This is a genomic window from Streptomyces sp. NPDC088812 (assembly GCF_044750285.1).
GTDB lineage: Bacteria > Actinomycetota > Actinomycetes > Streptomycetales > Streptomycetaceae > Streptomyces.
On the sequence record NZ_JBIVJP010000012.1, the window covers coordinates 153,300 to 175,759 of the forward strand.

Annotated in this window: 15 protein-coding genes and 3 pseudogenes; 9 read left to right on the forward strand and 9 right to left on the reverse strand. The window is 71.7% G+C overall.

Going from position 1 to position 22,460, the window contains the following annotated elements; all coding sequences use genetic code 11:
* Nucleotides 1–2: 2 nt before the first annotated feature.
* Entirely contained in the window at nt 3–758 is a 756-nt protein-coding gene (locus tag ACIP67_RS22105; RefSeq protein ID WP_401693882.1) for an SDR family NAD(P)-dependent oxidoreductase, read from the reverse strand.
* Nucleotides 759–885: 127 nt separating this feature from the next.
* Here ACIP67_RS22105 and ACIP67_RS22110 point away from each other — a divergent pair, with 127 nt between their 5' ends.
* Entirely contained in the window at nt 886–1,320 is a 435-nt protein-coding gene (locus tag ACIP67_RS22110) for an Rrf2 family transcriptional regulator (RefSeq protein WP_401693884.1), read from the forward strand.
* A 252-nt stretch (nt 1,321–1,572) separates the two neighbouring features.
* Here ACIP67_RS22110 and ACIP67_RS22115 read toward each other — a convergent pair whose 3' ends face one another.
* Both ACIP67_RS22115 and ACIP67_RS22120 read right to left on the reverse strand, forming a co-directional pair.
* Nucleotides 1,573–3,384 (reverse strand): hypothetical protein, encoded by a 1,812-nt coding sequence (locus ACIP67_RS22115; RefSeq protein WP_401693886.1) that lies wholly within the window; start codon nt 3,382–3,384, stop codon nt 1,573–1,575.
* 640 nt (nt 3,385–4,024) lie between these two features.
* Entirely contained in the window at nt 4,025–5,914 is a 1,890-nt protein-coding gene (locus ACIP67_RS22120; protein WP_401693888.1) for an ABC transporter ATP-binding protein, read from the reverse strand.
* A gap of 578 nt (nt 5,915–6,492) precedes the next feature.
* Here ACIP67_RS22120 and ACIP67_RS22125 point away from each other — a divergent pair.
* The gene (locus ACIP67_RS22125) at nt 6,493–7,080 is read left to right on the forward strand and encodes an RNA polymerase sigma factor (RefSeq protein WP_401693890.1); all 588 of its coding nucleotides are present in this window, start codon (nt 6,493–6,495) and stop codon (nt 7,078–7,080) included.
* Nucleotides 7,070–7,843 carry a hypothetical protein gene (locus ACIP67_RS22130; RefSeq protein WP_401693892.1) on the forward strand — a complete coding sequence of 258 codons (774 nt, stop codon included), beginning with the start codon at nt 7,070–7,072 and terminating at the stop codon, nt 7,841–7,843. The genes ACIP67_RS22125 and ACIP67_RS22130 overlap by 11 nt, the downstream gene beginning before the upstream one ends.
* 19 nt (nt 7,844–7,862) lie before the next feature.
* Here ACIP67_RS22130 and ACIP67_RS22135 read toward each other — a convergent pair whose 3' ends face one another.
* The 3 genes from ACIP67_RS22135 to ACIP67_RS22145 all read right to left on the reverse strand — a co-directional run bounded on the left by ACIP67_RS22135 (nt 7,863) and on the right by ACIP67_RS22145 (nt 12,287).
* On the reverse strand, nt 7,863–8,804 hold the full coding sequence (locus ACIP67_RS22135) for a serine/threonine-protein kinase (protein ID WP_401693894.1): 942 nt from the start codon (nt 8,802–8,804) through the stop codon (nt 7,863–7,865).
* The gene (locus tag ACIP67_RS22140) at nt 8,801–10,648 is read right to left on the reverse strand and encodes an ABC transporter ATP-binding protein (protein WP_401693896.1); all 1,848 of its coding nucleotides are present in this window, start codon (nt 10,646–10,648) and stop codon (nt 8,801–8,803) included. The genes ACIP67_RS22135 and ACIP67_RS22140 overlap by 4 nt, the downstream gene beginning before the upstream one ends.
* A gap of 865 nt (nt 10,649–11,513) precedes the next feature.
* Nucleotides 11,514–12,287: a polysaccharide deacetylase family protein gene (locus tag ACIP67_RS22145; RefSeq protein ID WP_401693898.1), complete on the reverse strand. Its 774-nt coding sequence runs from the start codon at nt 12,285–12,287 to the stop codon at nt 11,514–11,516.
* Nucleotides 12,288–12,528: 241 nt separating this feature from the next.
* Between ACIP67_RS22145 and ACIP67_RS22150 the strand changes: the two genes are divergently transcribed.
* From ACIP67_RS22150 to ACIP67_RS22165, 4 genes are all read left to right on the forward strand, one after another.
* The gene (locus ACIP67_RS22150) at nt 12,529–12,660 is read left to right on the forward strand and encodes a hypothetical protein (RefSeq protein ID WP_401693900.1); all 132 of its coding nucleotides are present in this window, start codon (nt 12,529–12,531) and stop codon (nt 12,658–12,660) included.
* Nucleotides 12,661–13,089: 429 nt separating this feature from the next.
* A complete protein-coding gene (locus ACIP67_RS22155) occupies nt 13,090–13,590 on the forward strand; it encodes a DUF6207 family protein (RefSeq protein ID WP_401693902.1) in 501 nt (166 codons plus the stop codon).
* Nucleotides 13,583–13,918 carry a trypco2 family protein gene (locus ACIP67_RS22160; RefSeq protein ID WP_401693904.1) on the forward strand — a complete coding sequence of 112 codons (336 nt, stop codon included), beginning with the start codon at nt 13,583–13,585 and terminating at the stop codon, nt 13,916–13,918. Before ACIP67_RS22155 ends, ACIP67_RS22160 begins: the two co-directional genes overlap by 8 nt.
* A 5-nt stretch (nt 13,919–13,923) precedes the next feature.
* On the forward strand, nt 13,924–18,534 hold the full coding sequence (locus ACIP67_RS22165; protein WP_401693906.1) for a trypsin-like peptidase domain-containing protein: 4,611 nt from the start codon (nt 13,924–13,926) through the stop codon (nt 18,532–18,534).
* A 661-nt stretch (nt 18,535–19,195) separates the two neighbouring features.
* Here ACIP67_RS22165 and ACIP67_RS22170 read toward each other — a convergent pair.
* Together ACIP67_RS22170 and ACIP67_RS22175 are read right to left on the reverse strand one after the other, a co-directional pair.
* Nucleotides 19,196–19,718: pseudogene (locus ACIP67_RS22170) on the reverse strand (MFS transporter); the annotation flags it as partial.
* A 120-nt stretch (nt 19,719–19,838) separates the two neighbouring features.
* Nucleotides 19,839–19,946 (reverse strand): annotated as a pseudogene (locus ACIP67_RS22175) (TetR family transcriptional regulator); the annotation flags it as partial.
* A gap of 109 nt (nt 19,947–20,055) precedes the next feature.
* Here ACIP67_RS22175 and ACIP67_RS22180 point away from each other — a divergent pair.
* Nucleotides 20,056–20,802 (forward strand): phosphotransferase family protein, encoded by a 747-nt coding sequence (locus ACIP67_RS22180; protein WP_401693908.1) that lies wholly within the window; start codon nt 20,056–20,058, stop codon nt 20,800–20,802.
* 92 nt (nt 20,803–20,894) lie between these two features.
* Here ACIP67_RS22180 and ACIP67_RS22185 read toward each other — a convergent pair.
* A pseudogene (locus ACIP67_RS22185) lies at nt 20,895–21,678 on the reverse strand (IS5 family transposase); the annotation flags it as partial.
* Nucleotides 21,679–21,821: 143 nt separating this feature from the next.
* Between ACIP67_RS22185 and ACIP67_RS22190 the strand changes: the two are divergent.
* Nucleotides 21,822–22,460: a histidine phosphatase family protein gene (locus tag ACIP67_RS22190; protein WP_401693910.1), complete on the forward strand. Its 639-nt coding sequence runs from the start codon at nt 21,822–21,824 to the stop codon at nt 22,458–22,460.

Genomic DNA, 22,460 nt, shown 5'->3' on the forward strand with positions numbered 1-22,460 from the left:
GTTCAGGCGTTGTAGCCACCGTGGGCGTCCAGCACCGCGCCCGTGACGTACGACGCGGCGGGGCTCGCCAGAAAGGCGATCGCCGCGGCGATCTCTTCCGGGTGACCCATGCGTTGCAGGGACAGCGAGCTGACCAGGGCCTTGAGGGTCTCGGGGTCCGGCCCTTCCATGCCGCCCTCCATCAGTCCGGCCTCCACGACGTTGGCCGTGATGTCCCGGGGCCCGAGGTCCCGTGCGACCCCCATGGTGTACCTCTCGATCCCTGACTTGGTCGCCGAGTAGTCGGCAAGGCCCGGGGCACCGACCCGGGAGCCCAGTCCGGAACTCACCGTGATGATGCGGCCGCCCGCGCGCAGCACTCGGGAGGCGGCCCGGATGACGGCGATCACGCCGAGGTAGTTGGTGGCGTGCATCCGGTCCAGTGCGGCGGTGTCGGCGTCCGGGTCGTCCACCGTGCGGCCCTGCTCCACCGCGATCGCCGCGTTGTTGACGAGGATGTCCAGGCCGCCGAAATGCGCGACCACGTCGTCGATCAGCGCGGGCGCCCGACTCATGTCCGCCTGGTCGGACTTGAAGGCGACGGCCTTCGCTCCCTTGCCGTGCACCTCGTCCACGACAGCCTGCGCCTGCTTCTCGGAGCTGACATAGGTGAAGGCGACGTCGGCGCCCTGCTCGGCCAGCAGTCGTACGGTCGCGGCCCCCAGTCCGCGCGACCCCCCGGTGACCAGGGCGACCTTGCCCGTGAGTGGCTTGCTCATTCTTCTCACCTCGTTGATTGGCCCTTTCCGGCTGTCGCAACCATAATTGTTACGACGGCCGGTTGCAACCTTCACTGTTACGACTGTGCTGTCGTAACATGAAGCGTTGCGGCCGAGAGGAGGGTTCATGAGTGCCAACAGCAGGTTGACTATTGCCGCCCACGCGCTGGCCTGGATCGGTCTCTACCAGCGCCAGGGCCATGAGGTCGCCACCTCCGAGCAGATCGCGACCAGCGCGAACACCAACCCCGTGGTGATCAGGCGGCTGCTCGGCGAGCTGCGCAGGGCCGGGCTCGTGGAGTCCCGGCGGGGCGTGGGCGCGGGCTGGTCGCTGGCGCGCGACCTGGGGTCGATGAACCTGCTCGACGTGTACGAGGCAGTGGAACCCGGCCCGCTGTTCGCGATGCACCGCACCACCCCGGACCAGGGATGCGTGGTGGGTTACGGCATCCAGCCGGCGATGCAGGGCATCTACGAGGGCATCGAGGAGACCCTGAGACACGAGCTGGCCCGCGTCACGCTCGCGAACGTACTCCGGGACGTACTCGCGGCACCTCGCTAGCCTCCCCGTCACGTGTGGGCGCTGATCGAGCCGCTGCTGCCGCCCTGGCCGAAGAAGTCGCCGGGCCCACGGCCGGTGGCGGACCGGCTGAGCCCGCAGGGCCGACGAGGTAGGACAGTGGGTGAAGGTGCTGCGAAGCCGGGGCCGCCACGAGGGCGAGGTCCGCGGCTACGACATGATCCGCCCGTACCTAACCTCCTCCAGCCCGTGCTCACTGACTGGCCGAGGCGGGTCTGCTCTCGCTTCGAGAGATCACCCGGCACCCCTCGACGCGGCCGTGGACGGCCAGTCCGGACGCCCCCGTCGGCACCTTGCCCTTGCCCTGCGCAGCCTGTTCAGGACACTGAGGCGGGAACGGGTGATCTTCCGCGAACGGGGATTCCGAAGCCGGTCCCCAGCGACCTGCCGGCCAGCGCGTTGCAGCAGACGAAGACCCCGCTCGGGCGCCTTGCCCTCGTCCTGGCCGCTGTCCACCTTGTGCCCGTCCACGAACTCCGTACGAACCTGACCTGCGACCTGGACCTCGCACGCGGCACACTCCTCATCCGCCGCGGTCATCGACGGCACACTCCGCCACCGCCACCGCCACCGCCGCTGGTCCGCCTCAACCAACTCCCGCCTGATCGTCAGCCAGAGATCGGCGCTCGCCCCCCGACCATCCCGCCGTGACCGAGCGGCGCGTTCGGATGCCGGTGAGGGTGACTGTGCCGACGGAGGCGGCGGAGACGAGCAGGCATCCGGAGGGGGTTCGCGTAGTCCATGCGACCTGGCCACCCCTGCACCGGGCGGGCACTGGCAGGCCGCGCCGCAGCACACAGAGCGGAGCTCGAAAAGCTGTACTCGACGCTGTTGACCGGCACGGAGCCGGTCGGTGCGCTGCCGGCCACCCCGATGTGGGAGGGCTGGCGTGCCGGTCACATCGTTGAGGGAGGCGACGGCCTGCCGGGTGCTGTCGCCGTAGTACACGGTGCCGTCGGAGGCGCCGATGATCGTCGTGGAGGTACCCGCGTCGATCTCGCAGCCCAGGATGCGCTCCACGACGTTGCCGTCGGCGAAGGTGCCGTATCCCTCGTCGCCCAGGTTGGCGATGCGGCAGTTGATGGCGGTGGCCCGCGAGTCGGCGGTCGAGTCCACGGAGAAGGCGCCCCATGTCTCGGATTCGATGGACGAGCCGATGTAGGTCGCCGTCGTGTTCGCGCCCAGCAGGTTGGTTGCCCGGACGTTGCCGGATATGCCCAGCCGCCAGGGCACGACCAGCATGTTCGCGCCGCCCGCGGGGACGTAGTCGGCGGGCAGGACGCCGTTCAGGCAGCGGATGCGGGAGTTCTTGACCACGAGGGAACAGCCGTCCTCGGTGGCGACGCCACCGCGGACGACGCCCTTGTTCGTGATGGTGACATCGTCCAGGAGCAAAGTCGTGCCCGCGCCCGTCCCGACCACGGCGGTGCCGTCCCCGACGAAGTCGCAGCGTCCGTTGCCGGTGAAGGCGATCCTCGACCGCCGCAGCGTGTACGAACCGCCGTCCGCCACGTAGAGCCCGTCGAAGGCCTCCCCGTTCGAGACGATGCGGACCGAGCGCGCACCGGCGTCCGCCACCAGTCCCCCGGCCACGGCCGGCAGCACCGACCTGGCCGGCACGATTCCTTCGGCGCCCACGTACAGTGCCTGCCGGATCGGGAAGGCCACGTTCGCGAACGTCGCCGTGTGCTGCTCGGCCACGGTCAGGACGATGTCGCCACGGTAGGCGCCGGGTGCGATCGTCGTGCTGGTGGCGAGCGTCGCCGTAAGCACCGAACCGGTCTCCACGCCGTCGACGGTCATCGTCAGGCTGTACCCGTCCGGTACGGCGAGCGTCCCGCCCTCGGCGATCAAGAGCGCGGTCAGTCGTGTCGTCTCGCTCGGCACGTGGGTCTCGCCGGCCGGCACCGAGAGCCGGCGGGCATGCGGCGCCGCCCGGGCGGGGGTGGCGGGCAGTGCGAGGGCCGCAGCCCCAACGGCGCCGAGAGCCCTCACGCGGGCTCTCATGGTCAGTCCGTGCACGTCGTTCTCTTCGGTGGGCCACATGGGGGACTCCCTCTGCCGTGACTGCCGGACGACGGGTGCCGCACCTTCTTAGTGTCGACACTAGGGGCAAGTCAAGGGACGGTTCCGGCTTTTGGGCTCTAACTGTCGACAGAGTGCCGTTTTCGCGGAGTGAGGAGCGGGATGTGGGGCAGGTCTTCGCGCCGGCCGCGATCGGGGGGCGCCGGTAGCCGCGCGCCAGGAGCCGGCGGCGCAGCGCGACCGCACCTTCGTCCTCGGCGAACACCACCTGGGCGCATTCGGGGAGGTCGCCGCCGACGACCACGGGATGCCCGCCGGCCCGGTACGTCTCCCATCTCTCCTCAGGCGAGTGCGACCTTGAAGCGGTCTTGACTGCGGTTTTGAGGTCCAGGCCGGCCGGCGGACCGCGAACGACGTGAACGATTAGCCGGACACGAGGCGAGCGCGATCGCCAGGATCATGGTCTCGACGGTCGAGGCCGTCCGTGGTATCGCCGGCCGTCGGCGTGCCCGTCCTCCCGGTCGGTCATCGCCTCTGCGGAGGCGGCACCCACTCCCGGCCCCACGACGACGTGGTCGCACCGCTTCGCGGCGTGCCAGGCGGTTGACCCGGGCCGCCGGTCGCCATCCGCCTGCTGCGGACGAAGAAGCGTGACGTGTGGTCACGGGCCCGTAGCAGCGGGCTGGCTCCGACCGGGCGCCGGTGCGGACGGTCCGGTCGGGCCGGCTCCCGGGATGTCGGTGCTGGGGGCCGGTTCGGCGGGCCCGCCGAGGAAGCCGCCCGACTGGTGCTGCCACAGCCTGGCGTAGGCTCCGTCCGCGGCGAGCAGTTCCGCGTGGGTGCCCTGCTCGACGATGCTTCCGCGGTCGAGGACGACGAGACGGTCCATGCCGGCGACGGTGCTCAGCCGGTGGGCGACCACGAGAGCCGTACGCCCGTCCATCAGCCGCCACAGGGCGTCCTGGACGAGGAGCTCGCTCTCCGAGTCCAACGCGCTGGTCGCCTCGTCCAGCAGCAGGATCGGCGCGTCACGCAGCAGCGCTCGGGCGAGGGCGACCCGTTGGCGCTGGCCGCCCGACAGTTTCACTCCCCGCTCCCCCACGAGAGTGGCGAAGCCGTCGGGGAGTTGGTCGGCGAATTCGGTGACATGCGCGGCTTCAGCCGCGGCGTGGATCTCCGCGTCGGTGGCGCCGGCCCGGGCGAAGGCGATGTTGTCCCGCAGGCTGCGGTGGAACATGGCGGGCTCCTGCGGGACGTAGGCGATCAGTGAGCGCAGATCGGCCTGGCGCAGCCCGCTGATGTCCTGGCCGCCGATCAGGATGCGTCCGCCGTCGATGTCCGCCATCCGCAGCAGAAGCCGGGTGAGCGTGGTCTTGCCGCCGCCCGACCTTCCGATCAGACCGATCCGTGCGCCGCCGGGCACGTCCAGGTCGAGGCCCTGGAAGATCGGCTTCGCACCGACGTGGGCGAAAGTGACCGCTTCGAAGCGGATACCGGTGTCCCGTGGCGCGAGCGGTTCGGGTCGGGCCGCGTCGAGTACGGTGGCCGGATCCAGCAGCAGCTCCGTGAACTGCGCGGCCTCGGTCATCGAGCTTTCCAGGCGCCGGTAGATCTGGTTGAACTCGAACATGATCTGGGTGGCGTTGGAGTAGTAGGTGAAGGCGACCACGATTCCCTCCACCCCCAGATCCGGGCCGCCGAAGGCGACGGCGATCAGCAGGCCCAGCACATTGGTCAGCACGGACATGGGGGCGACCACGGTGTCGACGCGCAGGTTGCCGTAGTCCCACGACCTCAGCGTCAGGCGCCGCGAGTCCGCGACGCGGCGGCGGTGCTCGGCGGCCTCTCGCGGCTCGGCCGCGAACGCCCGGATGGTCTCCATGTTCGTGAGGCTGTCGGCGACGTGGCCGGAGACCCGGGCGATCGCCGCCTCACGGTCGTTGACGAGCGCCTGACGGCGCCGGATCAGGGGTGTCGTGGCCACCACGGTCAGCGTGATCATCAGGAGCAGGCCGACGACGAGCAGCGGTTCGTAGCGCCACAGCACCACGGCACCGAACAAGAGGGGCACGAGGCTGCCCACGATCCGGTACGTCACGGTGTCGACGAAATCCTCGAAGCGCCTGCCGAAGCTCAGCACTCGTTTGGTCAGGGAGCCGGCGAAGTTGTCGTGGAAGAATGCCGCGTCCCGGGCGAAGAGTTCGTCCATGCCGATGACGTACAGGTGCTCCATGCCGAGGGCGTCCACACGGTTCAGGCAGTGCTGCCCGATCCGCCACACGGTCTCGGCGAGCAGCAGCACCACGCCGAAGCCCAGCACGTACGGCAGCGCCGAGACAAGGGTGAGCCCGCCGCCGTCGGCGGCCTGCCCCGCCAGCTTGGCGACCAGCAGAGGCGCGACGTAGCGGATGCCTGTGTTCCCCACGGCCGGCAGCAGCAGCGCGGGCAGGGCCAGCCGTCGCAGTCGGAACAGTTCCTGGCCGTAGCGGCGCACGGCGAGAACGACCGCGCCCCTGCCCGGCGTCGTCCCCAGTACGTCTCCCTGCCCCATCACACCCCCGGAGGTCGAGACTCGCAAGCTTCCCTTCACCGGCAGTCAACAGTCCAGGCATTTAACTCGGACGGGTGAGAACCGGACATCGCCGCCCGGACGTGAGGCCGAGATCGGAGCAAAAAGCCGCATCAGGCTGTGACCGACGCCCTGCCGGCGACCGGGCGCCGACTCCGGCCTCCCGACGGACTGGAGTTCCTCCTTGCCACGCTCGCGGAGCACCTCCATATCCACAGCGCGGCAACGCCGGCGGCGGTGTCCTGCGACGCCGTACGGCGGCAGCGGTGGCAGCCGCAGGTGCGCAGGCGCCGGCAGCGCCAGGCCTCCCCCTCTCCGGGGCATCGCCCGGGCGGCGTCGCGCGGCCTTCCACGGTCATTCAGGCACGTCGGGCTTGCGGCAATGCCCGCGATCCGACCGGGGGCGGAATCCGGCAGATCGCTTGCTGCGGCCGGCGCGGAACGATCACTGACGGCGCTGCGAGCGGTTCGTGCAGCCGGGGAAGTCGGCGCAGAATGGGAATGTGATCTTCCGTAGCGGCCGGGCAATCCCCTGGCGGGAGCGGACCGTATATAGAGGTGTGCCGAGCTTCCGGTTCCCCGCCGACCGTCTCCCTGACGAGGCTCTGCTGTCCGGGCTGGCCGCCGGTGATCCGGAGCTGGCGGTCACGTTCGTACGGAGGTTCCAGCGCGCGGTCTTCGGGGTCGCCGTCGCCGTCACCGGGGATCGGCAACTTGCCGAGGACATCGCCCAGCAGACGTTCGAGCGTGCATGGCGTCATGCGCAGATCTACGACTCGCGCCGCGGGTCGGTGACGACCTGGCTGACGACCATCGCGCACAATCTCGCCATCGACGCCGTCCGTGCGCGGCGGACGGAGCCGATGGCACCCGAGGACCTCGACGCGCTCCTCGATGTCGTGACCGACACCCCCGAGCAGTGGGCGCTGGCCGACGATGCCTCGTCCCGCCTGCGGGCCGCCGTGGCGCAGCTGCCGCGGGAGCAGGGTCGTGCCCTGGTGATGGCGGGCATCTACGGAATGACGGCCCAGCAGATCGCCGACTGGGAGAAGATCCCGTTGGGCACCGCGAAGACGCGGATCAGGACGGCGATGGGCAAGCTGCGCGACACACTCGCCTCTCCGAATCGAGGGGACCATGGCCAGTGACGTGACCTGCGAGGCGCTGCGCGAGATCGGCGCCGAGATGGCACTGGGCGTGCTGCCAGGCCGTGAGCGGGCCGTGGCGGTCGCGCATCTGGACCGGTGCGCGGCCTGTCGGGAGTACATCGAGCACTTGACCCTGGTGGGCGACGGACTGATCGGGCTGGTGCCGGGCAGCGAGCCGCCGCTCGGGTTCGAGACCCGGGTGGCGCGCAGACTGCCCCGGGGCGTGACGGCGCACGAGGGGGACCCCCACACGCGGGCGTCCGGCCTCGCGTACCGGGCGGCCCGCAGTCGCGCACGCCGTGTCCGGCTGCGGGTCGCATCCGCCGCGGCCCTGTTCGCGCTTCTGTTCGGATTCGTCGGCTGGGCGGTCGGCACCGCCATCGAGAGTGTCACGACCTCGAGCTCCCCTGCCGTGGAGACCCAGACGCCTCTGATGGAGGGAGAGCTGGCCTCGGCCTCGGGCCTCGGGCCGTCGGTCGGCGACGTCTACGCCCACCCCGGAGACCCGGGGAAACCGGGTTGGATCTATATGACCGTCGACCTTGCCGCCGCCGGCACGCCCTACAGCGGCAAGGTCGTCTGCCTCCTGGAGCGCCCGGACGGCACCATGATCCGCGTGGGCACGTTCTCCCTGAGCAACGGACGTGGTGACTGGGGTGCGGCGGCCCCGGTCGACCCCGCGGCACTCTCCGGCGCCCGTCTGACCACCTCCGACGGCACCGTCCTCGCCACCGGCCACTTCGAGACCGGCCCAAGCGCGTGACCGGCGCCCCGCCACGACCTCAGGGGCAGGCGGTGCGGTGCCCCGGGCCGGGCAGCGTCGCGTCGAGTGCGGCGGCCAGTTCGGCAACCGAGGGCCGGGACGACGGATCGGTCCGAAGGCAGCCGTCGATGGCCGCCGCGAGCCTTCCGGGCAGACGCCGCCGGGAACCGATCGGCGGGGCGGTCCCTTCCACCTGCGGATACCAGTCGTCCCGGCCGCCCGTGACGCTGCCGTCGCAGGGCTCGTCCCTGTTCTCCCCACGGGGAGAGACCTCGTTCTCACCACGGGGGGAGACCTCGCGGGAATCCCCGCGGCCGAACGGTATGTCCCCAGCGGCGACCTCGTACAGCGTGATGCCGATGCCCCACACGTCGGCGGCTGCCGACAGCGGTCCGCCGCGGGCCTGCTCGGGAGCGAGGTAGCAGAACGTGCCCACCCCCGCGGGCGCGGGTCCGGGCGGCCGCGCGATGCTCAGGTCGAACACCTTGGCGTGACCGCGGTCCACCACCACGTTCGACGGCTTGAGGTCCAAGTGCAGCAGACCCTGACCGTGGAGGTAGTGGATCGCGGAACACAGCTGCACCCCGAGAAGCGCCACGTCGGCGGCGGACGGCCGGCGCCGCAGCCGGTGGACGAGGTGGGACAGCGTTTCGCCGGTCAGCGTCTCCAGCACGACGAACGGCACCGGCGACTCGAACGTCTCGTACGCGCGGACCAGGTGCGGATGGGTGAAGGCTTCCAGCCACCGCCCCTCACGCAGCAACTGGTCGCGGAGCTGTTCCTGGTCCCGGCGGTCGGGGCGCACGGCCTTGATCACACAGCGGCAGTCCCGTTCGTCGCTCCAGACGTCGTAGACGTCGAGCCAGCCGCTGCGCGCCAGATGCGCCAGGATCTCGTAGCCCGGGACCGGTCTGGTGCCGGGTGCCAGGGGAGGGGCGGCTTTCGCCGCCGGGACGCTCACGGCAGCACCGTCCCCGGGGCCGAGGACCCGGCTGGGGCTGCACCGGCCAGAGTGCCCAGCCGGTGCAGCCGGGCGTAGGTCCCGCCTCGCTCGAGCAGGTCGTCATGGGCGCCGCACTCGACGACCCTGCCCTGGTCGAGCACCACGATGCGCGTGGCGTCCCGTACGGTCAGCAGGTTGTGGGAGATGACGACGGTCGTCCGCCCGGCCATGAGCCGGCGCAGCGGGTCCATGATCCGACGGCCGGACCGCACATCGAGGCCGGTGGTCGGTTCGTCGAGGAGGAGCACGGGCGCGTCCCTGATCATGGCGCGGGCGATCGCCAGGCGCTGGCGCTGCCCGCCGGAGAGCGTCCGGCCGCGCTGGCCGACCATCGTGTCGTAGCCCTCCGGGAGCAACTCGATGAACTCGTGCGCGTCCGCGGCGCGCGCGGCCGCGACGATGTCCGCCTCCGTCGCCTCCGGCCGGCCGTAGGCGATGTTGTCCCGCACGGTGCCGTGGAAGACGAGCGTCTCCTGCAGAACCACCGCGACGCTCTCCCGCAGGTCGGACAGGCGCAGGTCCCGCAGATCCGTTCCGTCGAGGCGGACCGCGCCCTGGTCGGGGTCGTAGAAGCGCAGCTGGAGCTTCGCGACCGTCGACTTGCCTGCGCCGCTGGCCCCGACCAGCGCCAGTGTCTCTCCGGCCGCCGCGTGGAACGACACGTTCGACAGTGCCCAGGACGGCGTACCGGGATAGCGGAAGGAGACGTTGTCGAACTCCACGTCACCCCGCGCGCGGCCGATCCGGCGGGCGCCGGCGGCCTCGACGACCTGCGGCCGCTGGTCCAGCAACTCGATGATCCGTTCGGCCGAGGCGGACGCCGCGTAGAAGGTGGTGCCGAGGTGGGACAGACCGCGGACCGGACTGTAGAGGTTGCCGACCAGCGCCAGGAAGACCAGCAGTCCGCCCAGCGTGAGCTGTCCCTGGGCCAGCTTCCAGGTGCCCAGGCCCATGACCGCGAGGACGCCGGACACCTCGATGACCTCGACGAGGGATCCGTAGACGGCGCGGATCCGCGTCGAGGCCATCGTGGCCCGGAACCTTCCGACGTTCTCACGCTCGAACCGGCGTTCCTCCCACCTCTGCCGGTTGTACGCCTGTACCAGGGCGACGTTGCCCAGGGACTCCTCGGCGATCGCGCTGATCGAACCGCTGCGGCGCCTGCGCTCCCGGGACGCTTCCTTGATCAGCCGCGAGAAGTGCCGGGCGGCGCCCCAGAACAGCGGCACGATGACGAGGGCGAGGAGGGTCAGATCCCACTGGAGATAGAACAGCAGGCCGAGGAAGGCACCCAGGCGGATCACGTAGTAGAGGGCGTCCGCCACTCCCGAGAGCAGGAACGTCTCGACCGCGTCGACATCGCCCGTCACCCGCGACAACACGTCTCCGAGCCGCCGGCGTTCGAAGAACCCGAGCGACAGGCCCTGGACGTGCCGAAACGCATCGGAGCGAAGCGTCAGCAGGAAGCGTTCGCTGACCCACGTGGACGTCACGTCGTCGGCGAACCCCAGAATGCCGGAGCCGATGATGAGCCCCAGATAGGTGGGTGCGATCCACACCAGCGGTTCGACGTCGCGGGGAACGAGCACATCGTCCACCACGACCTTGAACAGCCAGATCTCCGTGGCGTCGAGGGCGGGGCCGACCAGGCTGAAGAGGACGATGGGAGCGAGCCAGCGCCGGCCGCCGCGGGTGTAGGGCCAGAACCGGCGGAACACCTCGCGCGGCGACACCGGGGGCGCGGCCGCCACCACATCGGAAGCCTCACCCACCGACAGCAGACGCCGCAGGACATGCACCATGGCATGCGTTCCTCGGAGAGGGACGGACGGACGGAGCGGACCAGCACCCTCCGGTCTCCGGTCCGCCCAGCCTCCGTGGTGTGGTCACCAGCGTCCGTGGCGGTCGCCGTGTCCGTGCCCGTGGCGGTCGCCGCGGTCGTGTCCGTGACGGTCGCCGTGGTCATGGCCGTGTCCGTGACCATGCCCTGAGGAGTCGTCGCGGCGCGACGTGTCATTGTTGCGGTCCCGGCGATTGGCAGGGATCAGCTTGCTGAAGATTGCCATGACATTCCTCCTGGAACTTGCTGCACATGGGATACGTCTCAGGGCGGCACTTGGATGGCGTTCCGGGACAGGAGTTTGAAATGGGTCGCATATCGGCAAAAGCCTCGACCCGGTTCATCCCGGCCGCGCCGCGAGCCCCCCGATCACCGCACCGGTCCGGCTTGAAGCTTCAGAGGTCCTGACCTCGATCGTTCATGAGTTGGCGTCGGGTGCTGACCGGGACTCTGCGCCGGGGAGGTGCGGTCGATCACCCGGGTGATCTCACCTACGCTCCAGGCAGCGCGGCACGACCACGTGGCCGCCGACTCCCGATCTCCTCGGCCGCGGCCGGGGCGGCCGCGTACGGCCACGGCACGCTACTGCTCATCAACCATGTCCGGCCTCCCGGGCCCGTGGTACGGCGGCCGCCGTACGGATGCGCGGCAGGGGCAGCCGCGCCGCCCGTCCGTCCGCGGGCGGCGGCGAACGGAGCGCGCGCCCTCATGATGTCGTCGGGCGCACTGGCGCCGCGGACGTTCCGCCGAGCGAGGGCGGCTGGGGCGGGGCCGCGTCCCACCGTGCCGCCGGGGCGTCTGACGCCGTGAGCGACCAGGGCCGGGGCTCAGCGCACCGGGAAGCCGAAGGAGTAGCCCTGCTCCTTGAGCCGGGGGAGGAGCCGGCGCAGGGCCTCGACGGTCTGGGAGCGGTCGCCGCCGGCGTCGTGGAAGAGGATCGTCGGCCCGTTGGGCAGTTCCCGCTCGACGGTGGCGACGATGGCGTCCGTGCCCGGCTGCTCGAAGTCCTTGGTGTCCACGTTCCAGCCCAGCGGGCGCATGCCCCGGGAGGCGGCCAGCGTGCGGCTGTAGGGGGTGAATGCCCCGCCGGGTGCCCGGTAGTACATCGGCCGTACGCCCCCGGACGCCTCGGTGATCATGCGTTCGGCGTCGAGTATCTGCTGCGACTGGTAGGCCTGGGACTTGCCGTCCATGGCGGTGTCGTGCGACACCGAGTGGTCGCACAGCCGGTGCCCGGCGGCGACCACCTTCTTCACGAGCTCCGGGTGCGCCTGCGCCTGCGTCCCCACCATGCAGAACGTGGCCTTCACCCCGTACTCCCGCAGCACGTCGAGCACCTGGGGGGTCCACACGGGGTCGGGGCCGTCATCGATGGTGATGTTGACGCCGCGCGCGCCCTGGTCGGAGGCGTGCACGATGCTCTCCTCCACCGGCTGGATGTCACTGCCCGGCGTGGCCGACGCGGCCGCCCGAGGAGACTTGCTGCCCTCGGTACCGGCCTGCGCGGTCCACACCGAGGCACCGGCGGCCAGGACCGTCACTCCGAGTGCTGCCCCGACCATCTTGCCGTACCAGCCACGCCCGCCACCGTGCCGTGCCATGTCCGCCCCACTCTCCCGCAGTTCCTCGCCGGTCCTCGGTCGTCTTGCGACCACCTGGCAGGACGAGGGGCGGCGGCCACTGGATGCGTCCGTTACCGATCACGGACCATTCCGGGGGAGTTCGCGGACAACTCGGCGAGCAGCGCCCGGACCGGGCCGGACCTCCCCGGCGCGGCGACCACAGGCCCGACCGCGACGCCGGCCACGCCCGGCACGCCCCCGATCACGGCACCGCCTGGGCGTGTCCGACTTCCCCGCCGACTGCAAGCAGCGCGCCATCACCGCCGAACGCCGAGCCGAGCACCCGGAGCACGACCAGGCCGTGCCCGAGCAGAAGGCCGGCGGCACCTGGCTCTCCCGCTTCCGCCGCTGACGTCCGGACCCCGGCTGTCAGCGGCGGCTGGCTGAACGGTGGACCGTGATGACGAGCAACTGCTACGCCGCCGGGGCCATGACACCGACCACGACCACCCCGGCCCGCGGCCCGACCGGCGCCACGTCGAACTGCCCCAGCTCGGTGGTCCGCTGGACCGCCTGCTACTCGACATCACCGGCTGGACGCAGGACGAGGCCGACACCGGCGTCGCGCCGGCCACCGAGCTGGGGCGGCTCGGCCCCGGAGGCCGGGCACTGTGCGACCCGCGCCCCGGGCGACCCGGCCCGCTGGGAACTGGGGCGGCGACAGCCCTTGACGGCCCGCCACTCGGGCGGGTGAAGACACCGCGGCGGCGGAACTCTCCCCGGGCGCCCGGGCGCCCGGGCGTAGGGCCGGCCGTACAGGACCCCGCTCAACGAGGCGCACGTGAGTGACCCTGGCCTGGTCGTCGTCGACGACGTCGCGGCCGCCGACGACGCCACCGCGCTCGCCTTCCAGCAGCTGCTCGCCGACCGGTGGGCGACGGCCACAGCGGAGCGCACGACGCGGGACCTCGGGCGAGCCCGGTGTTCGGCTGCGCTGCCACCTGGGCCTGCGCCAGGAGCTCACCGCTGCCGACGTGGCCGGCCCGACCAGGGAACCGACGATGGCCCGGCCGTGACTCATGACAACGCGCTGTTTTCGCCGAACAGCGGCACGTCGGCGTCCTGCCCTCGTTCAACTCCCTCTGATGAAGCCCGTGCTGTATATATGTCATGGGTTCGGCTGCCCGGCCGGTCCGTCGAACCCGGTTGCTCCGGGCGGCGGTTCGCAGCGTCCACGGCATCACGCCGGACGCGCCCGCGGGACACGGAGGACGGGACACGGATCCGGCGTCACCACCGGTATCGGAGATTCGGACACCTCGGGGGCACAGAGCGTGAGTGACGGGGGAGCGGTGGACGGGGACGGGATCGGGCTGGCCGAGGCGATCGGCATCCTGCGCGACGAACTGCTGCGCGCACGGGCCGCCGGCGCGGGCTCCGCCGTGCAGTTGCCCGTCGAGTCCATGACCGTCGAGCTGACGGTGACCGCGTCGCGGTCGGTGGACGGCAAGGCCGGCTTCAAGGTCCCCTTCGTCGGTGCCGACCTCGGCGTCGGCCGGGCACGCGGCGAAGGCACGGAGCAGCGGGTGACCGTCGTCTTCGGCGGCCCCGTGGACGGGCACGGCAGACCCGTCCGGATCGCCGGGAGCAGCGCCGAGCCGAAGGGCTAGAGGCGTTGGCCGGCGTCCCGTGGTCGGACCGCCTGGTAGAGGTGATCGCCGACCTCGGGCCGGGCGGCGGTTACCGGTACGGCTCGGGCTGCGTCGTCGTCGGCAAGACCGTGCTCACCGCCGCGCACGTGGTGGCGGGTGCGGTGGGCGTGACGGTACGGGACGACCGGAAGCGGTCCTACGCCGCCACCGTCGACCCGGAGTTCGTCGGTGATCCGGACGGCCCCGGCCCCGACCTCGCCCTGCTGCGGGCCGACGGCCTGCCGGGGGAGGGGTACCCGCCGCTCCCGCTGGGCCGGGTGGTGAGGGACGGCAGCACACCGGTGGCCGTCGACCACTGCCACGCGTTCGGCCACCCCGGCTTCGCCGAGTCGCCCGTGCCCGTCCCCGCCCGCGACAGCGTTCAGGTGATCGGCTGCATCGCGCCGCTGTCGAAACTCACGCGTGGTCTGCTCAGCATGGTCGTCTCCATGGAGCCCGCAGCACCAGGCAGCGGGCGGGTGCAGGCCGGCGAGTCGCCGTGGGCGGGCATGTCCGGCGGTCCGGTGGTCGCCGAGGAATGCCTGCTCGGGGTGGTGGTCGAACACGCGCCCGCGGAAGGCACCTCGGCGATCACCGTCGTCCCCCTGACAGCCCTCGAGGCGGATCCGGACCGGCCCCGCTGGGGACCGGGCGTCGCCGATCCCGGGGCGTGGTGGCGGCGGTTCGCCGTCGAGGGTCCGGCCGATCTGCGCCCGGTGCCGACGCCGCAGCCCGGATCCGGGCACGCACAGGAAAGCCGATCCGCCTACACCGCCCAGGTCGAGCGCATCGCCCCGGCCGAACTCCTCGGGCGGGCGAGGGAACTGGAGGAACTGGCGCAGTTCTGCACGGAACCGGACGGGGGACCGTACCTGAGGCTGCGCGCTCCGGCCTGGGCGGGCAAGTCGGCGCTGCTGTCGTGGTTCGTCCTGCACCCGCCGCCCGGCATCCGGGTGGTGTCGTTCTTCGTCACCGCCCGTCTGGCCGGCCAGGACGACCGGGTGGCGTTCTCCGACGCCGTGCTGGAACAGGTGCTCGCGCTGCTCGGGCAGCCCGCCCCGGTGCTGCTCACCGAGTCGACCCGCGACGCGCACACGCTGGCGAAGCTCGACGAGGCGGCCGCGCTGTGCGGAGCGCGCGGCGAGCGGTTGGTCCTGGTCGTCGACGGTCTGGACGAAGATCGGGGCGCCGACGGGCACAGCATCGCCGCCTTGCTGCCGCAGCGGCCGGCCGCCGCCCTGCGGGTGGTCGTCGCGGGCCGACTCAACCCTCCGCTGCCGCCCGACGTCCGCGAGGACCACCCCCTGCACGACCCCGCCACCTGGCGGACCCTGGGCTCGTCCCCGCACGCCGCGCTGACGAGAACCGCCATGCGCCGGGAACTCAAGCACCTGCTGGCCGATCCGTCCGACCGGCACCTGCTGGGTCTCGTTTCCGCCGCCGGGGGCGGACTGGGCGCCGCGGACCTCGCAGAGCTGACCGGGCGCAAGGTCTGGCAGGTCGAGGACCGCCTGAGCGCGACGGCCGGACGCACCTTCACCACGAGAGCCGGCATCTGGCAGGAACGACAGACCTACGTGCTCGGCCACGAGGACCTCCAACAGGAGGCACTCGATCTCCTCGGCCCCGACGAGCTGAACACGTACCGGCGGAGCCTGCACGCCTGGGCCGACACCTACGACGACCGCGGCTGGCCCGGCGACACCCCTGACTTCCTCCTGCTGGGCTACTTCCGGCTCCTCCAGGCCACCGGCTCGGTCACACGCATGGCCGCACTCGCCACCGACCCGGCCCGCCAGGCCCTCATGCTCGCGCGCTCCGGCGCGGAGACCGCGGCCATGGCGGAACTCGTCGCCACCCAGGACGCGCTGCTCGAAGGGCACCCGCCCGATCTGACCGCCATGGCGACGATCGGCGTGCACCAGGACGTCATGGCCCGGCGCAACCGCAACATCTCCCCGGAACTTCCCCCGCTGTGGGCGAAGCTGGGCGACCACACGCGTGCGGAGGCTCTCGCCCGGTCGATCACCGATGAGGACCTGCGGGCCGCGGCGCTCCGGGGGATCACGGAGGCGACGGCGCCGGAAGGCCGGCCGGAGGAGGCACCGGCCGCGAAGCCGGCGGGCGAACCGGCGGGACAGAACGGTTCGGCAAGCGGCGGCGCCCAGCAGGCGGCCGCCGGCTTCGACAGCATCATCGCCCGCGACGTCGAGGAGCTTCTCTCGGCCGCCCGCTCGCTCGGCGCCGACGACGCGGCGGATCTGTTCCACGCGGCGGAGACGACGGCGTACCAGGCCGGCCACCCCGATCTGCGGGCCGACCTGTGGAACGACATCCTCCAGGCGAGAGGGGCGGCCGGCGCCGCTCCAGCTTCCCCGGAACGGTGCGACACCGCGCTGGTCAGCCCCGACCGGCCGGACCTCTTGCTCGACGAGGTCGTGCAGCGCGCCCTGGCCGTGGACGACCCGGACCGCGCGCTGGCCGTCGCGCGGGTGATCCACCGCCGGGACCACCGTTTCGGCCCCTTGGCGGACGTCGTCGAGTACTTGGTACGGGCGGGCGCTCCGGAAGCAGCCGAGGAACTCGCCCTGTCCTCGCCCGGTGGTGAGGGCGGGGTGGCGCTGCTGAACCGGCTGGTCGGCACGGCCGTCGAGGCCGGCCTGCTGGAGGAGGTGGAACGCATCGCCCGCGAGCGGCTCGCTCCCCATGCCACGCACCTCGCCACCGCCCTCGCCCGGACGGCACGGCACCTCGTCGACGGGGGAGTGGCCGAGCGCGGCCGGCAGCTGTTCGCAGAGGCCCTCGAACTCCTGGGGGAACCGTCGGCCCGGGAGCAGGAGAACGTGTTCCTCGACGTCGTGCAGAGCATGGCCGAGACCGGAGCCTTCGAGGAGGCGGCGTCCGCGGCGTCCTCACTCCACAGCGACGACCTGCGCCCGCGTGCGCTGCTGAGCCTGGCACACCTCGCCCACGATCAGGGCGAATCCGCGCACGCGACGACCCTGGCCGCCCAGGTGCTCCGCGACGAGGCTGCGCGAAGACCCCCCTTCTGGGGGCCGGACCCGTTGAGCGACGCCGTCGCGTTGACGGCGCGGCTCGGCCACGTGGACGATGCCGTCGCCGCCGTTCCGCCGCTCGCCGGCCCTGACCGCCGTACGGACCTGCTGGTGCGGATCGTGGAAGCGGCGCTGGAGTCCGGTCACCTGGACGCCGCCCACGCCACCGCCGAGCTGATCACCAGCCCGCCCGCACGGCACGGCCTGGCCCCGGCGTTCATCCGGGCCCATCTGCGGGCCGGCGACCACGCGGCCGCGACAGCCGTCGCACGGGGCCTGCCGGCCGAGGAGGTCAGCCCGGATCTGATCACCACGGCCGCGCTACAGGCCCTGGACGACGGAGGGCTCGACGTCGCCGACCTCCTGGCCGGCCTGGCCCCCCAGCACGACATCCAGGTGACCCTGCGTATCTCGGTGGCACGGGCGGCCGTCACGTCCGCCGCTCCGGCGCGGGCACGTGAGCTGCTGGAGGCCGCGGAGTCGGCGGCCCGCGCCGTACCGGACCCGGTCTGGCAGGCGGACGCGCTGACCGCGGCCGCCTGGGCCCTCCTCCCGCACTCCGACACCGGCAGGATCGGCATGCTCATGGTGGCGGCCGAGACCGCCGCCCGCCGCATCCCCGACCCGACGACCCGCGCGGACGCCCTCACCGACATCGCCGCGGTCGTGACCGCGACCGGCGACCGGGACCGGACGGACCGGATCTTCGAGGAACTCGCGCACACGGCCGCCATACCCTGCGCCTGGGCCGAACGACTCGCCGCCCGAGCCCGCGCCGCGGCCGACCGGGCGCGCCACGACACCGCACGGGCACGCACGCGGGCGGTGGGCGGGCTCGTTCCCTGGATCGACGAACCGCACAACCGGATCCGTGCCGCACAGGCATGGCTCGCGGCGGCGATCCACGTCGGCGACCTGGACCAAGCCGACGAGGCGGCCCGCGCCGTCGACCACCCCGACCAGCGGGCCCTCGCACTCACCGACGTGGCACGCGCCTGCGCGGCGGCCGGGGAGACGGAACGCGCCATCGAGGTGGCCCTGACCGTCGACGCCCCGGACCGACGGGCCGACGCCCTGACCGAAGTGGCGCGGCTCGCCGCGGCCCGGGGCGAACTCGACGCTGCCGAGCGGGCGGCCCTGGGCATCACCGTCCGGGGCGGCCGCCCGCCCGCACTGCTCGGCGTGGCCTGGGAGGCGTCCCGCGGCGGCGACCTCGCACGCGCGGAGCGCATCGTGGCGGCCATCACCGACCCCGCCCGGCGCCGGCTGGGTCTGGACGCCCTCCACGCGCAGCACCACGCGCCACGCACCCACCACGCCCCGTCGGCCTCCCCGGCCGAGCCCCGCGGACGCCCGGAGCCGGCCGTCGAGGACCCGCTCGTGCGGGTGGAGTCCTCGCCTGACGATCCGGCCGCCGTACGGCTGCTCGCGGAGGCGTTGCGCCGCGGCCCGTGCGTACCGGCTTTCGCCGCGCTCGGCCGGATCGATCCGCCGGCTGCGGCCGCCGTCGCCGACACCCTGCTCGGCCTTCTCGGGTGAACGCGGACGTGACCGGACCGGCGCGGTGGTACCCGGCTGCGTCCCGTACTCGACCCGAAACACGGAGCAACACTCACCCGCTCTGCTCCGCTCCGCTCTGCTCGGCGAGGACGCCCGACCGCACGTGCCACGTCCTTCGACGGTGCCCACTTGCGTAACGGTCCCGACAACCGGTAGGCGGATGCCGTGGTGTCGACGTCGGCCCGGTCCAGGCAGCGGTGCGCGCTGTCCTCGGCGGGGCCGGGAGCGGGGGGCAAGCGAAACAGGACCTCCAGCGTGCGCAGGCGCAATCCGGGGCAGGTCGGGGACGGCGAATCCGAGGTGGAGCTGTTCTCCTCGGATCTGCAGAGCACCCGGCGGACTGCCGAGGGGGCCTCGCGCACGCGGCGCTGGCCCACCTGTACGGAGTGGACCGCTCCACTGTCTCCGGAGCTCGCCCCGAAGTGGGCGGCGGCCCGGGAGCCGGCCCTGTGGGAACGGCGCGGTGGAGACCGGAGCCGGGCCTCGGCAGCACCTGGTGTTCACCGAGCGGCTGATGATCACGCTCGTGCATCTGCCGAAGTGTGTGCGAGAAAGACCCCGATGTCACGAGGGTGTGTGGACGGCTCGCACGTCCGTGCGAAAAGGGGGGAGCCGCGACCGGTCCGTCGCCGGTCGACCGGGTGGTCAAGGCGGCGATCACAGTGATGGCGGTGATGGTCCAGAACGCCGCGCGCCAGCCGAACCGCTCGCCGACCAGGGTGGAGATGGGCAGTCCGAGCAGGGTGCCGAGCATGAGGCCGTTCATGGCGACCGCGATCGCCCGGCCGCGGATCTCGGGGCGGGTGATCTGGACGCACTTCGAGATGCTCACGCCGAAGAAGGCTTGGGAGGCGATGCCCGTGATGATCCGCGCGGCCATCATCGTGGAGTAGCCGGTCGCGGTGGCAGCCAGGACATTGCCCGCCAGGAAGATGACGAACAGCACCATCAGTGCCGTCCGCGGCGGGAGTTTCATGAGCGCCACGGTGAGGAACGGCCCGCCGACCGCAATGGCCACCGCGAACGCGGTGATGAGGTATCCGATCTGCGGGATGGTGGCGTTCAGGCCGTCGGCCATCTGCGGCATCAGTCCGGCGACCACGAACTACGCTGGTCACCATGGCAAAGATGCCGAGTGCCAGGACGTATACGGCACGGGGCACGGTGTCTCCTTGGGGGTCGACGCCGACCGGCGTGGGGCGGGTGACGTGATGTTGAAGTGTTATGGATTGATCAGTTCAAAACGCGAGTACGGGCAGGCACCGCCCGGGGCGGAGCGTGGGTCACAGGGTCAGTGCGTCGAGGGTGACTTCGGCGATCGACTCCAGCGTGGTCCGGTCGGCGCCGCCCTGGCTCGAGATGCGCATGCCGCCGATCGCTGCGTTGATGAAGAGGTCGGTGTCGTGCACGAGGCCGCTGGGTAGCGGACCCGGTCAGCCGCGTAATCGCACGCGATAAACCTGGCGACGTCGGCGATCAGGCCCGGGATACTGGTCGCCCATGGATGAGGTCGAAGTCGTCGTCGCCCATTCCGAGCGCGCGACTCTGCGCGTCGGCGACGTGTTCCTGAAGGTGGACGCCGATCAGGCGCGCATCGACGTCGAGGTCGAGGCGATGTCCCTCGCGCCGGTCCCGACCCCGGAGGTCCTGTGGCGCAAGCCGCCCGTGCTCGCGACCGCCGCACTCCCGGGGACGACGCTTGGGCGCCTCGGCGGGCCGGCGACCGGGTCGCCGGCGGCGTGGGCCGCGGCGGGCGCCGCCATCCGGAAGCTGCACGACGCGCCGCTGCCGCCCCGGCCCGGCCGGGCAGGCCGGAGCATCGACGAGTTGACGAAGGAGCTAGCCGACGAGTGCGAGTTGCTCGTGACGAACGGCGTCCTGCCGGCCGACCTGGTCACCCGCAACCGGCAGGTCGCCGAGGCCGCGCTGCGGCCGTGGACTCCGGCGTTCACGCACGGCGACCTGCAGATAGCGCACGTCTTCGTCGACGGCGACGAAGTCACCGGCATCATCGACTGGTCCGAGGCGGGCCACGGAGATGCCCTGTACGACCTCGCCACCTTCATACTCGGACACGAGGAGCACCTCGACGACGTCATCGCCGGCTACGGCACCGACATCGACCTCGACGTGATCCACGCGTGGTCGTCGTTGCGAAGCCTGCTGGCAGTGCGCTCGCTGATCGAGCAGGGCTTCGACCCCTTCGCGCCGGGCTGTGAGGTCGACGTGCTGAGATCCCGGATGTGAGGCCGCGCGGGCCCGACTGCCACGCATGCGTTCTGACGCATCGAGCACGCCATCCCCCCGGGGCGCGTCGCCTGCCCTAACTCTCCACAAAGTGCGGTGCGCAGTCGTCGCCAGCAGATGACGGCGCAGCCGAGGCTGACGAACGCGTGATGGATGTCGTCGCGGATCTCCCAGCGGATGCGCAGGCGGCGGAACCAGTGCAGCAGCGCGATGGTTCCTTCCCCGACCCAGCGGTACAAACCCAGGCCGGAGCCGTGCCCGGTGCCGCGACGGCGATGTGTGGGGTGATCTGGGACCGGCGGACCTGTCCCGGTAGACCTCGTGGTCATAGCCGCGGTCGGCGTACAGGTGCTTGGGCGGCGCAGTGGCTGGCCGCACTTGCCGCGGATCGGCGGGACGGCCTGGATCAGCGGGGTCAGTTGGGTGACGTCGTTGCGGTTGCCGCCGGTGGTGATTGCCGCGAGCGGGGTGCCGTGTGCCTCGACGATCAGGTGGTGCTTGCCGCCGGTCTTGCCCCGGTCCACCGGGGACGGACCGGTGGCCGGCACCGCCCTTCAACGCGCGGATGTGGCTGGAGTCGACTGCGGCGCGGGAGAAGTCCAGCAGGACTGCGGCCCGCAGCTCGGAGAGCAGCAGCTCGTGCAGGCGCTGCCAGACCCCGGCCTTGTTCCAGTCCCGCAGCCGTCACCAGCAGGTCATCCCCGAGCCGAAGCCCAGCTCCTGGGGCAGATACTCCCAGCGGATGCCGGTGTGCAGCACGAACAGGATCCCGCACAGCACTTTGCGACTGTCCAGATGCTTACGACCTGGACGCCGCGGATTACGCGGGACGACCGGCAGCAGCGGCTCGATGCGCGCCCACAATCCGTCGTCGATCTCCCACGGTCTGGCAGCGGTCTTCCTCGTCTCGACTGGCTCGCACCCCCTTCGGCCAGCATCAACGAGAACTGACACCCGTCATTCCCGAAGGTACGGAAACCTCCTTTTGTTAGGAGTCGTTAGACGAAGGGCAGGCTCTCGTGCGCACTCTTTACGTCGTCACCCATCCCGAGGCGACGCACCACGTCGAGGGAGTCGTCGGCGGATGGTACGACTCGCGTCTGACACCCGCCGGCGTCCGTGCGGCGGCCTCCATCGCCCAGGCGCTTCGGGCCCAGATCCCGGACGGCGCCGAGGTGGAGCTGTTCTCCTCGGATCTGCAGCGCACCCGCCGGACTGCCGAGGAGGTGGCCGGACTGTTCGGCGTGAGGCCGACCCTTGATGGCAGGCTGCGGGAGAAGTCCTACGGTCGAGCAGGGGGAAGGCCGCAGGAGTGGCTGGACCGGCGCTTCGTACCACCGCCGGCTGTCGGGGAACGGATGGACCATGACGAGGGCGTGGAGGGTGCCGAGACGAAGGCGGAGTGGGTGCGCCGCATCTATGCGGCCATGGACGAGATCCTGCAGTGTCCGCGCGAACACCAGATCATCGTGACCCACGGCGGCTCGCTGACATTCGTCGTGGCGTCCTGGATCAGGATGCCGATCGAGTCGGCCGGTTACGTCAGTTTCCGGGCCCCTTCCGGCAGCATCACCACGCTGCGTGAGGACGACTTCTTCCACAACCGCCAGGTCGTCAGCCTTGGCGACACTCGCCATCTCGACTCTGCGCAACGGTGA

Bases quoted from the DNA above. Each gene is read 5' to 3' on its own strand.
- ACIP67_RS22105 (WP_401693882.1), bottom strand. From the start codon at position 758: ATGAGCAAGCCACTCACGGGCAAGGTCGCCCTGGTCACCGGGGGGTCG.
- ACIP67_RS22110 (WP_401693884.1), top strand. From the start codon at position 886: ATGAGTGCCAACAGCAGGTTGACTATTGCCGCCCACGCGCTGGCCTGG.
- ACIP67_RS22115 (WP_401693886.1), bottom strand. From the start codon at position 3,384: ATGTGGCCCACCGAAGAGAACGACGTGCACGGACTGACCATGAGAGCC.
- ACIP67_RS22120 (WP_401693888.1), bottom strand. From the start codon at position 5,914: ATGGGGCAGGGAGACGTACTGGGGACGACGCCGGGCAGGGGCGCGGTC.
- ACIP67_RS22130 (WP_401693892.1), top strand. From the start codon at position 7,070: ATGGCCAGTGACGTGACCTGCGAGGCGCTGCGCGAGATCGGCGCCGAG.
- ACIP67_RS22140 (WP_401693896.1), bottom strand. From the start codon at position 10,648: ATGGTGCATGTCCTGCGGCGTCTGCTGTCGGTGGGTGAGGCTTCCGAT.
- ACIP67_RS22145 (WP_401693898.1), bottom strand. From the start codon at position 12,287: ATGGCACGGCACGGTGGCGGGCGTGGCTGGTACGGCAAGATGGTCGGG.
- ACIP67_RS22180 (WP_401693908.1), top strand. From the start codon at position 20,056: ATGGATGAGGTCGAAGTCGTCGTCGCCCATTCCGAGCGCGCGACTCTG.